The sequence below is a fragment of the Acidovorax sp. JMULE5 genome (genome assembly GCF_013376875.1).
GTDB lineage: Bacteria > Pseudomonadota > Gammaproteobacteria > Burkholderiales > Burkholderiaceae_C > Acidovorax > Acidovorax facilis.
Genome location: NZ_CP035951.1, coordinates 3,658,144 through 3,671,905, shown reverse-complemented (window position 1 = coordinate 3,671,905; position 13,762 = coordinate 3,658,144). Strand labels below are relative to the sequence as shown.

Annotated in this window: 10 protein-coding genes and 2 pseudogenes; 5 read left to right on the top strand and 7 right to left on the bottom strand. The window is 65.7% G+C overall.

The genetic code is table 11. The features are described 5' to 3' along the window. Positions 1 to 249 precede the first annotated feature (249 nt). Positions 250 to 834, bottom strand: a complete 585-nt coding sequence (locus EXV95_RS16670; protein ID WP_176887684.1) for a pretoxin — start codon at positions 832 to 834, stop codon at positions 250 to 252. After that, on the bottom strand, positions 831 to 3,545 hold the full coding sequence (locus EXV95_RS16665) for a hypothetical protein (protein WP_176887683.1): 2,715 nt from the start codon (positions 3,543 to 3,545) through the stop codon (positions 831 to 833). Before EXV95_RS16665 ends, EXV95_RS16670 begins: the two co-directional genes overlap by 4 nt. 356 nt (positions 3,546 to 3,901) lie before the next feature. Here EXV95_RS16665 and gstA point away from each other — a divergent pair, with 356 nt between their 5' ends. Beyond that, complete coding sequence (gstA, locus tag EXV95_RS16660; RefSeq protein WP_176887682.1) at positions 3,902 to 4,510, top strand: glutathione transferase GstA; 609 nt, start codon at positions 3,902 to 3,904, stop codon at positions 4,508 to 4,510. 2 nt (positions 4,511 to 4,512) lie between these two features. Here gstA and EXV95_RS16655 read toward each other — a convergent pair whose 3' ends face one another. Further along, on the bottom strand, positions 4,513 to 5,739 hold the full coding sequence (locus tag EXV95_RS16655; RefSeq protein ID WP_176887681.1) for a YbfB/YjiJ family MFS transporter: 1,227 nt from the start codon (positions 5,737 to 5,739) through the stop codon (positions 4,513 to 4,515). A gap of 171 nt (positions 5,740 to 5,910) precedes the next feature. Here EXV95_RS16655 and EXV95_RS16650 point away from each other — a divergent pair, with 171 nt between their 5' ends. Beyond that, the gene (locus tag EXV95_RS16650) at positions 5,911 to 7,014 is read left to right on the top strand and encodes an alkene reductase (protein ID WP_176887680.1); all 1,104 of its coding nucleotides are present in this window, start codon (positions 5,911 to 5,913) and stop codon (positions 7,012 to 7,014) included. Positions 7,015 to 7,141: 127 nt separating this feature from the next. On the opposite strand, the gene EXV95_RS16645 is transcribed toward EXV95_RS16650, so the two are convergent. The 4 genes and pseudogenes from EXV95_RS16645 to EXV95_RS16635 all read right to left on the bottom strand — a co-directional run bounded on the left by EXV95_RS16645 (position 7,142) and on the right by EXV95_RS16635 (position 12,285). Then, positions 7,142 to 7,729: a hemerythrin domain-containing protein gene (locus tag EXV95_RS16645; RefSeq protein WP_121421759.1), complete on the bottom strand. Its 588-nt coding sequence runs from the start codon at positions 7,727 to 7,729 to the stop codon at positions 7,142 to 7,144. A gap of 179 nt (positions 7,730 to 7,908) precedes the next feature. After that, positions 7,909 to 8,169, bottom strand: a pseudogene (locus EXV95_RS25000) (CZB domain-containing protein); the annotation flags it as partial. A 171-nt stretch (positions 8,170 to 8,340) separates the two neighbouring features. Next, a pseudogene (locus tag EXV95_RS16640) lies at positions 8,341 to 9,903 on the bottom strand (methyl-accepting chemotaxis protein); the annotation flags it as partial. A gap of 120 nt (positions 9,904 to 10,023) precedes the next feature. Continuing rightward, positions 10,024 to 12,285, bottom strand: a complete 2,262-nt coding sequence (locus EXV95_RS16635; protein ID WP_176887678.1) for a cation-translocating P-type ATPase — start codon at positions 12,283 to 12,285, stop codon at positions 10,024 to 10,026. A 167-nt stretch (positions 12,286 to 12,452) separates the two neighbouring features. Here EXV95_RS16635 and EXV95_RS16630 point away from each other — a divergent pair, with 167 nt between their 5' ends. The 3 genes from EXV95_RS16630 (at position 12,453) to EXV95_RS24995 (ending at position 13,669) form a co-directional block, all read left to right on the top strand. Beyond that, a complete protein-coding gene (locus tag EXV95_RS16630) occupies positions 12,453 to 12,659 on the top strand; it encodes a heavy-metal-associated domain-containing protein (protein ID WP_137747400.1) in 207 nt (68 codons plus the stop codon). Positions 12,660 to 12,785: 126 nt separating this feature from the next. Continuing rightward, complete coding sequence (cueR, locus tag EXV95_RS16625) at positions 12,786 to 13,253, top strand: Cu(I)-responsive transcriptional regulator (protein WP_176889080.1); 468 nt, start codon at positions 12,786 to 12,788, stop codon at positions 13,251 to 13,253. A gap of 122 nt (positions 13,254 to 13,375) precedes the next feature. Then, positions 13,376 to 13,669: a helix-turn-helix domain-containing protein gene (locus tag EXV95_RS24995; RefSeq protein ID WP_255484768.1), complete on the top strand. Its 294-nt coding sequence runs from the start codon at positions 13,376 to 13,378 to the stop codon at positions 13,667 to 13,669. Positions 13,670 to 13,762: the final 93 nt, after the last annotated feature.

The window sequence follows — 13,762 nt, the reverse complement described above, 5'->3', positions numbered from 1 at the left end:
AAAAGCTGATTGGATGGGATGTCCATGGTTATGTGTTTTGAACGGTTAGCTCATCCCACAACGGTGATAGCTCAATTGTCTCCATGTATGTACCAAAATCTACAAATGGCACTACGCCTATATCAGTCGAAGAAAACCATGTGGCCTCGCACTCTTTGCATACAAATATATCCTGCCCAGTTTTTTTTATCTGTGCTTTAGTTATCTCCCCTTGCGCACATCTAGGACATAGCATTTATAACTCCTTGTTTATTGAATTGGATAAGCGGTAATAATTTTATTCGTGCCAGGACGAACAATAATTTTTATGCCATTTTCTCCGCCAGTACCAATAATTCGCCCCATTGGAACAACGTACGCGCCTGGATCATTTGGCAGCGGATTGCCTTTCTTAAGCCACGCCTCATCAATCAGCCCCAGGACTTCTTTTCTTTCAACATTAAAAACACTGTGAGTTGTTTTGTTCGGATTCGGTACGGCATGATCAAGAACGTGCTGAACACGGTTTCCATGCACTGAGCCCGGCCCGTAATCGATGCCCGCAGGAGTTGTCCACGTTCGGGTACCTTTGTCAAAAGTAAGCTCAACAGCTTTTGGCGCACTATTTGCCCCATTGGCCGCCACACCCCCTGTGCCCGCAGCCTCTACACCACCCACACCCGACCCAGCCGCAGGCACAGCCCCATTCGGCGTCTTGCCCACAGCACCCAACACATTGTCAACGCTGCCACCCAGCCTGTTACCAATGCCCCGGCCCAGCGCACCGCCTATCGCCACACCGGCCTGCGCGTGCAGCCCTTCTGACGTGGCAAAGCCTGTGATGTCATTGATCACATCCCGGCTGAACCCTTTGCCTGCTTCAGCGTCCAGTTGCGCCGCCTTGGTCCACAGACCGTTATAGATGCTTTGCCTGCTTCAGCGTCCAGTTGCGCCGCCTTGGTCCACAGACCGTTATAGATGCTGTCACGAGAGAAGTCTTTGCCCTGGATTTGCTTGTACTCCTGGGCTGCGGCTCTCCACTCTTCTGCGCTGTATTTCTCAGCGGGCATGTTCGACATGTCCGCGAGTGCCATGGTGCGTTGGCGCGGGTCAATGTAAGCATTGGGGTCGGTAATCGTGGAGCGCCCCGCAAAGGGATAGCGGCCATGCTCTGACGCTAGTGCAGGATTCACAAACCCCCGTCCGCCGCCTGCTCCCGTATAGGTCTCTGCCGCCTGCTGCGCAGCCAGCGCCTCCCGCTGGGCCCGCCCCGCACTCTCCACCGCAATGGCCCGCCCGCCCAGCTGCGCTGCGCCTGTATCCGACAGATCAAACTGCAGCACCTGCCCCGGCTGCACGATGGGCACGCCCTGCGCGTTGAGCTGTATCTGACCGCTGGCCAGCAACTGACCGTAGGCCGCTACTTGCTGCTGCTTGTCCAGCCCCACTGCCTCCAGTGCTGCCAGCGGCCCCTGGCCCTTTCCGACCACTGCTTCAGTGATCGCTTGCGTTTCGGGGGCCATGCTGCCGTTTAGGGCGATGCCGCCATCGATCTCGTCACTCCAGCCAGACAGGGCTTCGTCTGAAACCCGCACGCCCAGTCCCCCGAGCCCTGGCCGCAGGCCCAGCCCCTGCGCATCCACCTCACTGGCCCCCAGGTTCCTCACCCAGTCGCTGGAGGGCCTGTCTCCTGGTTGTCCCTCATTCCCTGCCTGGCTTGGGTTCTGGCTTTGGCTTTGCCCCTTTCCTTGTGCGCCCCGCAGCTCTTCGCCCAGCACTTCGCCCAGGAAGTCACTCGCAAACCCCGCCGCCGGGTCATTGCTGCCCGCAACCTTCACTGCGCTGCTGGCCGCCCGGCCGAGCAGGCGCAGCATGCTGGCTTCTTGCATGCTCAGGCCTTCGTTCTTGCTGAGCTCGGCGATCTGCACCTCCAGGCTCTTGCCCACTTCTCCCGCCACGCTGGCCAGCAGGCTGTTGGTCAGGCCGTCTTTGAACTTGCCCCCCGTGGCTTCTTGCAGCAGGCCTTGCAGGCCCGCCTTGCCCAGGTGCCCCAGGCTGCGCGTGGCCAGATCGCCGCCTTGCAGCAGCTCGTTCATGCCTGTGGCGTTCATCACCCCAAAGCTCACTCCAGCCGTCAGTGCCGAGCGCAGCAGGTCGCCCAGGTCGATCTTGCCCCCGGTGGTCAGCTGCATGGTGGCGCTGCTGATGGCGCCCAGCGCCATGCTTTGGCCCAGGCTGGTGCTGGCGCTGGCGGCGGTGATGCCAAAGGCCCCCGCGGTGGCGAAGGTCATGACGCCTGCAAACACCATGGGCAGCGCTTTGTCCAGGAAGCTGGTGCTTTGCTTGATGTTGTTGGCCAGGTCCGTGCTCCAGCCGTTGACGGGGTCAAACCACAGGTATTCGTTGTTGATCAGATCCCGGTTCTGTTCGGGGGTGAGCTGGGTGGCTTGCCAGGTGCTGGCAGCCCAGGGCCCGGGGTTGCCGTTGTCCGTGACGGTGGGGCCGCCGAGTACCAGCTGGCTCTCGCCCAGGCCGTAGTAGGCAGGGGTGATCTGGGGGCCCGCATCGGTTTCGCCGTGCTGTACGGCGGCATGCCATTGCAGGGGCTCTTTGCCGTGCAGTTGGGCAAAGGCTCTTTGCGCGGGGCTGTCGCCGCTGGCGTAGGCCTTGGCGAATTCGGCGGGGTCGCTCAGGCGCCACAGGTTCTGGTGTTGCCCGCCAGCGGCGAGCGCCTGGGCTTCAATGGCCTGGAGGTCGCTGGCCTGATTGGCGCTGGGCGGGTGGGTGACGCTGTGCAGTGTCTGCTCGGTGATGTGCTCGGCATCGCCCCCGCTGGAGTGCCGTGCGATCAGTTCGCTGCCTGCCACTTCGGGGCCGGGGTTTTGCTGGGCGTGGTCCAGGGCTTGCAGGAATTGGTCGCGTACGGCGTTGTGCGCTTCTTGCAGCTGGGTCAGCCGGGCGCCCAGGTCGGGGCCAAAGCGCGCGAGGATGCCTTGGCCGACGTCGGTGTCGGTGTTCAGCGGGCGCAGGGGCGGGCCGAACTGGGCCACCATCTCTTGGTTGGCGGGCTCGGCCAGCAGCAGTTCCAGGGCGGCGATCTCGGTGGGGCTGGCGTTGGGGGCTGCTGCCTGGGCGCCGACGGTGCCAATGGCTGGGTTCTCGGGGGTGATCTGCAGGGGTTTGGTCTGCACCAGCTCGATGCCGAGACCTGCTGCGTTCTCCGGGGTGACGGTCAGGGGCTTGGTGCTCACCAGGTCGATGCCCAGGCCCGCTGCGTTCTCAGGGGTGACCAGCAGAGGCTTGGTCTGTGCCTGCACCATCAGGGCCAGCGTGGTACTGGGGGTGTGGTCGGTAGGGGCGAAGAGGGAGGTGCTGGCCAGGGTGGGGTCAGCGTGAAGGCACTGGGAGTCGGGCTGGCCATAGCCGCCGGGGCCGCTGTCGGTGAAGGCGCCAGCGTTGTCCTGGGGCTGGTCTGTGTAGCTGTTGAATGCACTGCCAGGAGCGGGCGGGTTGGCCAGATCGCCAGGGGCGGGAGCGTAGGTGGAGGCGGAGGGGGCGACTTGCATGGCGCGCGACTTTGCCTACAGGCATCAGCGCGCGAAACTGGGAAGGCTCCTAGCTAGGGACGTTCCTAGCTAGGAATGACCCCTACATGGGACGGGCCGGTGGGGGCGGCTGGGAATGCAAGAAATCGGGCTGCAGGTTACGCGGGGATTGCGCAAGCAGCTACTGAATCAGGAGCGGTCTGCGCGCGGGGATTGGAGGCGATGGGGCGCCGGGGGTTACAGACTTTTACCAGGGTGAGGACTGCAGCGGAATGACCGAGGCCACCACGCACTGTCGGCCGACAAAAAATCAGCGAAGCGCATAGCATCGACGGCTTCAACGTTTGCCACTCTTTCACCAATTCAAGGACCGATCCATGAAGCTCTACTACTCCCCTGGCGCCTGCTCCCTGTCTCCTCACATCGCCCTGCAAGAGGCCGGCTTGGCCTACACCCCCGTGCTGGCCAGCACCAAGAGCCACAAGCTGCAGGATGGCACCGACTACTACACCATCAATGCGCTGGGTTACGTGCCCGTGCTGGAGCTGGACAACGGCGAGCGCCTGCGCGAAGGCCCGGCCATCGTGCAATACATTGCCGACCAGGTTCCCGACAAGCAGCTGGCCCCCGCCAACGGCACCCTGGCACGCTATCGCCTGCAGGAATGGCTGACCTTCATCGGCACCGAGCTGCACAAGGGCTTCAGCCCCCTGTTCAACCCCGCCACCCCCGAGGACTACAAGCCCATGGTGCGCGAGCGGCTGCTGCAGCGCCTGCAGTGGGTGGATGGCCAGCTCGCCGACAAGCAGTACCTGATGGGCGACCAGTTCACCGTGGCCGACGGTTATCTGTTCACCGTGACCAACTGGACCCAACCCACCAAGCTCGACATTTCCGGCCTGGCGAATCTGGCGGCCTACCGTGAGCGTGTGGGTGCACGGCCTGCCGTGCAGGCGGCCATGAAGGCCGAAGGCCTGCTGAAGTAACGCTACAAGGGGCGCTGCCGCCACGCCACCAGCGCCCCCACCCACAACGCGCAGGCCGAGAACACCAGCCCGCGCGCCAGGCCTCCAGGGCCATCGGCAATCCAGCCCACCACCGTGGGCCCCACGATCTGCCCCGCCGCAAACACGATAGTGAAGGCGCTGATGCCGCTGGCCCACAGCGCCTGCGGCAGGTTGTGCCGCACCAGCGCCGTGGTCGATGCCACCACCGACAGGAACACCCCGCCAAACAGCAGCCCCGAGGCCAGCACCACGGGCCACACGCCCGTGATGGCTGGCAAGATAGTGGCCACGCCCAGCAGCGCATTGAGCCGCGCCAGCGCCTCGCCGCCCCGGCTGCGGTCCAGCAGCCCGGCCCAGATGCGTGAGGACAGCACCACGGCCAGACCCAGCAGGGCATAAAACAGCGTCACCTCGCCCGCGCCCCGGCCCTGCTCGCGCAGCAGCGCCACCACAAAGGTCATGTAGCCGATGTAGCCCACGCCAAAAAGGCCATAACCCAGCAGCGCAGGGGCCAGGGCCCGCCAGCGCACGCGGTCGGGCACCGCAGCCTCCGGTGTGGTCCCGGATGCGGCGGCCACGGGTGCAGCCAACCCGTTCAACACCCGCGCAGGCCACAGCAGCACCGCCGTGGCCGCCACGCAGGCCAGCGCCAGAGCCCACCAGGCCCAGGTCCAGCCGTGCGGCGCGGGGGCCACGCCCAGCACCGCAGGCACCAGCAAGGCCGACAGGCTGATGCCCCAGCCCGTGCCGCCGTAGTACAGGCCCAGCAGCAAACCGCTGCGCCCCGGCACCTGGGCGCCCAGCCGTGCCGCCAGCAGGCCCCCCGCAATGAACACCAGCGCACTGGCACCACCGGCCAGCAGGCGCTGCACCAGCAGGGGCGCTGCCTGCGTGAAAAATCCGCTCAGGCCCATGAACACCGTGGCCATCACCGCACCTGCCACCAGCACCGTCCCCGGGGCCACACGCCGCAACAGCAAGGGCGTGACCAAAGCGCCCAGCAGGTAGCCCAGCGCGTTCACCGTGTTCATGCCGCCCGCCAGCGTGTACGACCAGCCCAGGTCCTCACGCATGGGCGGCAACAACAAGGCATAGGCAAACCGCGTGATGCCCAGCGAGATAGCGGCGCCCATCGACAAGGCCACGGCCAGCCACAGGCTGCGCAACGGGGAGACGGGAAACGGTGCGGAAGGCGGTGGCAAGGGCATGGCGGTCCATTCTCGTGCAACAGCCCCCGCGCCGCTGGCACGACAGGCTGAGCGACCGGGCTAACACAAAACCTGTGCCCTTGTTGACGCAAGTGTGCTGCACGTTTTGCGCTGCAGCATTAAGCTGGAAGGCTGCTCTTCTTGCACACAGCCCCTCAGGACACCCTCACCATGACCTCTTTGTTTGAACCCACCCGCGCGGGCGACCTCCAGCTGGCCAACCGCATCGCCATGGCGCCGCTCACGCGCAACCGCTCGCCCGATGCCATCCCCACCGACCTGGTCGCCACCTACTACGCGCAGCGCGCCAGTGCCGGTCTCATCATTTCCGAGGCCACGGCCATCAGCCCGCAAGCCCAGGGCTATGCCGATGTGCCTGGCCTGTACGGCACCGAACAATTGGACGGCTGGAAGAAGGTGACCCGCGCCGTGCATGACGCCGGCGGCAAGATCGTGGTGCAGCTGTGGCACGTGGGCCGTGTCTCGCACACCGACCTGCAACCCGGCGACGCAGCACCCGTGGCGCCCTCGGCCGTGCAGGCCAACACCAAGACCGTGCTCATCAAGGACGGCGTGCCCACCTTCACACCCACCTCCATGCCCCGCGCGCTCAATGCCGAAGAGATCCCCGGCATCGTGCAGGACTACCGCCACGCCGCACGGAACGCCATTGCGTCGGGCTTTGACGGCGTGGAGATCCACGCGGCCAACGGCTACCTGATCGACCAGTTCCTCAAGACCGGTGCCAACCAGCGCACCGACGACTACGGCGGCAGCATTGCCAACCGCGCCCGTCTGCTGCTGGAAGTGACCCGCGCCATCGTCGAGGAAATCGGCGGTGGCCGCACCGGCATCCGCCTGTCGCCCGTCACCCCCGCCAACGACATCGTGGACGCCGACCCACAACCCCTGTTCGACCACGTGGTGCGCCATCTGGGCCCGCTGGGCCTGGCCTACATCCACATCATCGAAGGCGCCACCGGCGGCCCGCGCGAGGTGGAAGGCCGCCCGTTTGACTACGCCGCTCTCAAGGCCGCCTACCGTGCGGCGGGTGGCAAGGGCGCGTGGATGGTCAACAACGCCTACACCCGCGAACTGGCCGATACCGCCCTGGCCCACGGTGCCGACATCGTGGCCTTTGGCCGCCCCTTCATCGCCAACCCCGACCTGGTGGCGCGCCTGAAAGCCAACGCACCGCTCAACGAGGTGAACCGGGCCACGCTGTACGGCGGTGGGGCGGAGGGGTACACGGACTATCCGGCGCTGAGCGCCTGAGTTCGCACCCAGCCCCGGCGGGGCGCGCTGGTGACAACTGGCGCTGAGCAAGCCAGCGGCCGCCGCGCAAGGGCCGCCCCGCCGCGCTGGCGGCGTCCCCCTTGAGGGGGAAGGCGCCGAAGGCGACTCAGGGGGGGCTTCCAAGCCCAATCGGGCTGGGCGCCCGCATCACGATCCGGGTGAACAACCGGTCGTATGCCGCATCGCGCGGCTTGCCCGGGGCCAGCGGGTTGGTGTTGCTGGCAAAGGCCGCATCAATGGCCACCCAATCACCGGGCTGCAGACACTCCTGCGCCGCAGGCAGGACCACGGTTTCCTCGGTGCGCATGTGCTCAAGGTAAAAGCGCACATAGCGCTGCAGCGCGTCGGCGAAGGCCTCGCGGCGGCCATCACCCATCAGCTCCCAGCCCAGCAGCAGGTGCTGCAGCTCCCGCACCGCTGCCTCGCCACCTTCGTGGTCGCGCTCCAGCTGCGCAATGGCCTCGGCGGCCTGGGGCGCGCGCTCGGCCACTTTGGGGAAAAGCCACTGCGACTCTTTGGGGTGGTGCTGCCGTTCGGGAAACTCGTCGATGTAGAACAGCATGGCCCGCATCACGTCAAAGAACGCGGCAGGCGCATCGCCCGGGCCCTGGTCCAGCATCAGGCGCAAGGAATGGAGCACCGCCGCAAGCGACGCATGCTCTTCGCGAATGGTCCGCAGGCTGATCGACGGCATGGTGCACTCCCCAGGGTGATACGGGGTTTCAAGATTGCCACGATGTGCGCCGACACCGCCTGACGCAGATCAAGAGATACAGGGGCCACCCACGCCCCCGGCCCCAAGACGCCTCGCGCGCCTGAGGCCAGGACGCCAGGACCATCGGGTCCGTCAACTGCGGCCCAGATACCCGATCCTCAAAGGCTGTTGCGCAACTGGATGATGGCGGCACCGACCGCGCTGGAGGCCTGCGAGAACGGGGTATTGCCCGCCAATGCCTGTTCGGCGTCCGCGTAGTTGCCCCGGTTGATGGTTTGGGCAATGGCGCCTGCCACTTCATGGAAATCGCGGTGCTTGTCCAGCAACGACTGGAAGGCAGGCAAGGCGCCATAAGACCCCTGTCCTTTCCCATGCAGCCAACGGCCCAGCTCGCAGCAGTCATCGCGCCTGATCGTGTCGGCATCAAGCTGCTGATGCTTCTTGGCGGCGTCGCGCAACTTGGTGCGCCACTGCGCATGGGCCTTGATGGCCGAATCAAGGTCAACACCCTGAACGGATGGAGCCGCCAGCGCCATGGATGTACCGTGCTGTAGGGCGACGGTCTGCCGCACGCCGACGGAATGCCGATCGTCGGCCAGATGGAACTGCTGCACCACCTGCGACAGCCGCGCGGCCTGCTCGCGCAGCGATTCGGCGGCGGCGGCAGACTCTTCCACCAGCGCCGCGTTCTGCTGCGTCATGCGGTCGATCTCGCCCACCGAGCCATTCACCTGGCCGATGCCGGCCGACTGCTCGGACGCCGCTGCCGTGATCTCGCCAATGATGTCGCCCACGCGCTGCACACTGCTCACGATGTCCTTCATGGCCGTGCCCGCTTCTTCCACGTGGCGCACGCCACCGTCCACGGCCGCCACGCTGTTCTGGATCAACCCCTTGATGTCGCTGGCTGCTGCGGCAGAGCGCTGCGCCAGGCTGCGCACTTCGCTGGCCACCACCGCAAAGCCCCGGCCCTGTTCCCCCGCGCGGGCGGCCTCGACGGCAGCGTTCAGCGCGAGGATGTTGGTCTGGAAGGCAATCGAGTCGATCAGGCCGATGATGTCGCCGATCTTGCGGCTGGAGGTGGAGATCTCGTGCATGCTGGCCACGGCCTGCTGCACCACGCCACCGCCGTGCGTGGCCATCTGCGAGGCCGAGGCCGCCAACTGGTTCGCCATCTGCGACGACGACGCCGTCTGCTGCACCGTGGCGGTCAGCTGCGACAGCGAAGACACGGCCTCCTGGGCGTTGCTGGCCGTTTGCTCGGTGCGCTGCGACAGGTCCTGGTTGCCGGTGGCAATCTCCTGGCTGGCCGTGGCGATGTTGCCGCTGGCATCGCGCACCTGCGCCACCAGCGCGCCCAGGCCCTGCTGCATGTCACGCAGCGCGCGCTGCAGGTCGGCCACTTCGTCCTTGCCCTCGGCCGCGATGTTCTGCGACAAGTCACCCCCCGCAATCGCCTGCGCCATCCTGCGTGCGTCTTCCAACGGGCGGCAGATGGAGTTCATGTTCATCAGCGTGGTAGGCACCACCACCACCACGGTGATCAGCACGGCCAGCACAAACAGCCACTTGGTCTGGTCAGACACCTCGCCCTGTTGCTCCACCGACTTGGCCACCTCGGCGCGCAGCACGGAATCAAGCTCGGCCATCAGCTTGTCGGCCTCGGCAAACTCGGCCACGGCCTTGCCGCTCATGCGGTTGGCAATCGTGGCCGTGTCGTAGCCGCTGGCCTCCAGCTGGCGCGCCACGTGCGCGAACAGCTCGCGGTAGCTGTCCAGGCGCTTGACGATATTGCGCACCACAGGGTTGTCCGCGTCTTCCTCGCCTTCCAGGAACTTGTTCGCAATCTTCTTGGCCTTGTCCTGGCTTTCCAGCCATTTGGCGTGCGCCGCTTTCACCGCCTCGGGCTTTTCGTAGCCAATGATCATGTCCTTCTCGAACTGGCGAATGGCGCCCATCTCGCCACGCAGCTCGGCCATGTAGCCCACTTCGGCAAACGAGCTAGCCATGAAATCCTCGCTCATGTTGTGGATGCGGAACATACCCAGCATGCCCGCGCCCCCCAGCAGCCCCAGCAGGCCCAGTACCACGCCAATGGCCCCCAGCATGCGCAAACGTATGGTGAACTGCCGCATGAGCGAGAAGAGATTCATGATCTGTCGTCCTTCATATATTGGTATGCCTGTGCGCCCGTCGCACCTCCCCCGAGGCCACGGATTCGCAACAAATCGTTGCAGTTTGCCAGACATCGATGACCGTGTTGTACGTATTTATCACATGCGCCACCGCTTGAGTAAGAGGGCATTCGCCATCACGCTCACCGAACTCAGCGCCATCGCAGCCCCCGCCACCACCGGGCTCAGAAAGCCCAGGGCCGCCAGCGGGATGCCCGCCACGTTGTATGCAAACGCCCAGAACAGGTTCTGCCGGATCTTCATCACCGTGCGGTGCGAAATATCCAGCGCCGCTGCCACCAGCATCGGGTCGCCCCGCATCAGCGTGATGCCCGCCGCGTGCATGGCCACGTCGGTCCCATTGCCCATGGCCATGCCCACATCCGCAGCCGCGAGGGCCGGGGCATCGTTAACGCCGTCGCCCACCATCGCCACTTGATGGCGCTTGCCATCAGGCCCTTGTTGCAATGCCACCACCTTCGCGGCCTTGTCACCCGGCAGCACCTCGGCCATCACCTCGCCCGCGTCGGGGTCCAGCCCCAGGCGCCGGGCCATGGCCTCGGCCGCGCCGCGGTTGTCACCCGAAATCATCACGGTGCGGATGCCACGCGCCTTCAGTGCCGCCAGCGCCTCACGTGCACCGGGCTTGGGTTCGTCACCAAAAGCCATCAGGGCACGAAGCGCCAACCCTTCCGTCACGCGCTGGGCCACAGCCGATACGGTGGCCCCCTCGTTCTGCAGCTCCTGTGCCCGCGCCGCCAGCGCACCCAGGTCCACCCCCAGCTCCTGCATCCAGCGCAGGCTGCCCACCAGGTAGCTCTGGCCGTCCACCTCGCCCTCGGTGCCGCGCCCAGGCACGGCGCGCACGTCCTGCGCGGTGGCCACGCTGATCTGCCGCTCGCCCGCAGCCGCCACCACGGCACGCGCCAGCGGGTGTTCGCTGCCGCTTTGCACCGCAGCCACCGCCGCCATCACGGCCGCATCGTCGAGGCCTGGCACTACCTCAAACGCTGTCAGCCGAGGCTGGCCCACGGTCAGCGTGCCAGTCTTGTCAAAAGCCACTACATCCACCTTGTGGGCCAACTCCAGCGCCTGCACATCCTTGATCAAAATGCCGTTCTTGGCCGCCACGCCCGTGCCCGCCATGATGGCCGCTGGCGTGGCCAATCCCAGCGCACAGGGGCAGGCAATCACCATCACGGCCACGGCGTGGATCAGCGCGGCCTCCATGCCCACGCCCATCCACAGCCAGCCCAGCAGCGTGACCACCGCCACCACCAGCACCACGGGCACAAACACGGCAGATACCTGGTCCACCAGCCGCTGGATGGGCGCCTTGGCCGCCTGCGCGTCTTCCACCAGCCGGATGATCTGGGCCAGCACCGTCTCGGCGCCCACGGCCGTCACCGCCATCACGATGCGGCCGTCGCCGTTGATCGAACCGCCCGTGAGCGCCGCGCCCACATCACGCGCCACGGGCAAGGGCTCGCCCGTCAGCATGGATTCATCCACCTGCGTGTGGCCCTCGTGCACTGTGCCGTCCACGGGGATGCGCTCCCCCGGCCGCACCACCAGCTGATCGCCCACCAGCACCTCGGCCACCGGCACATCCACCTCGCCCTGCTTGGTCAGCAAATGCACCACATCCGGCCGCAGCGCATGCAGCGCGCGGATAGCCGCCGTGGTCTGCCGCTTGGCGCGTGCCTCCAGCCACTTGCCCAGCAGCACCAGCGTGACCACCACGGCCGAGGCCTCAAAGTACAGATGCGGCACATGCCCCGGATGGTCAGTGGGGGCAGTGAGCCACAGCCACATCGACAAGCCCCAGCCCGCACTGGTGCCCAGCGCTACCAGCAAGTCCATGTTGCCCGACAGCGCCTTGGCCGCATGCCAGCCCGCCTTGTAAAACCGTGCCCCCAGGATGAACTGCACCGGCGTGGCCAGCACAAACTGCACCCAGGCGGGCAGCATCCAGTGCTGGCCAAACAGGTCGCCGATCATGGGCAGCACCAGCGGCGCCGACAGCAGCAGGCCAATGCCCACGGGTAAAAAGCCGGCCCAGGGTGACAAGTCCTCTGGAGCATCCTCCTGCCCCGCCGCACGCGGCTCGTAGCCCGCATTGCGCACCGCGCGGCGCAGCACTGCCTCCATGGCGGCGGCGTCGGCGCCAACCTGTGTGACAAAGGCAATGCGCGCAGACTCGGTCGCCAGGTTGACCGAGGCCTCCTGCACGCCCGGCACCTTGCGCAGCGCGCGCTCCACGCGGCCCACGCAGCTTGCGCAGGTCATGCCGGAAATGCCCAGGTCCAGCGAGTGAACGGACTCGGGCGCGGTGTTGGGGGTTGTGGTGATGGTGTTCATGGCGGGGATAGTGATCCTTGACGTGATGGCAAGGTCAAGCATTGATCTTGATCAACCCTCACACCATGAGTGTCTTGAACGGCGTTTGACTCTGCCACGATGTCAAGCTTCAACATTCGCCTCGGTCGCTTCAACGGCCGTTATATCCAACCCTACAAGGACACACCATGGCAACCACCACCACGACTTTCCAAGTGCAGGGCATGACCTGCGGCCACTGCGAACGCGCCGTCACCCAGGCCGTGCAGCAGGTAGACCCCGACGCCCAGGTCCGCATCGACCGCGCCAGCGGCAAGGTGGATGTGGACAGCACCGCCCCGCGCGAAGCCCTGGCCGCCGCCATTGCAGAAGAAGGCTACACCGTCGCGGCCTGAGCGCCGCGCCACCATGCACTCAGCGAGGGCCACACCATGATCACGCCCCACTCCACGCGGACCACGGCGGGCCAAGCCGCCAAAGGCAGTAAAGGCAGCACTGGCAGCACCGACACCAAGGCCGCTATGAAGCCCCGCGCTATCTCGTGGCCCGTGCCCATCGGCGTCGCTGCCCAGCGCGCGGGCATCTCGGCGCGCATGGTGCGGCACTACGAATCGCTGGGCCTCATCAGCGGCGTGGCCCGCACCGACAGCGGCTACCGCCAATACACAGAGGCCGACGTGCACGCCCTGCACTTCATCCGCCGCAGCCGCGACCTGGGTTTCTCGATGGAAGAAATCGCCGAGCTGCTGGGCCTGTGGCACGACCGCAGCCGCGCCAGCAGCCAGGTCAAGCGCATCGCGCAACAGCACATCGACGACCTGAGCGAACGCATTTCCCAGATGCAGGCCATGCAGCGCAGCCTGCAAACGCTGGTGTCGTGCTGCAAGGGCAACGACCGGCCAGACTGCCCCATCCTGGACGATCTGGCAGCGGGGCAGGCAGAACACCACGCACCCCGAGCCTCGCGCAAGACGCTATCAAATCAATAGCCACTTGCGCATGATCGGGTAGCGCTTGGGACACAAAGAGCTCCAAAACTGCCCACACTAGGCCCCGGCGGCTCCGCATGGCAGACTCTCAGGCGTTCCCACTGCCTGCTACTGCCTGCCTCATGCCCACCTCTGTCGCCCAGCTTCAACAATGGCTGCTTGAACCCGAAGGCCAACGCCTGGAATTCAAAGAGGCCAAGCAGCGCTACGACTTTGAAAAGCTGCTCAAGTACTGCGTGGCAATGGCTAACGAGGGCGGCGGCACCATCGTGCTGGGCGTGACGGACAAACGCCCACGGAGCATCGTGGGAACCCAGGCGTTTGACCCACCGGAACGGACTGAGGCTGGGCTACACCAGCGGCTGGGGCACCGCATTCCAGTGGAAGAGCTGCTGTTCCCGAAGGGCGCGTACTAATCGTTCACGTTCCACCACGCCTGCCGGGTACGGCGTGGGAGATCGATGGCCGCTATTTCAAGCGTGCGGGCGACGATCTGGCTGCTCTTAGTG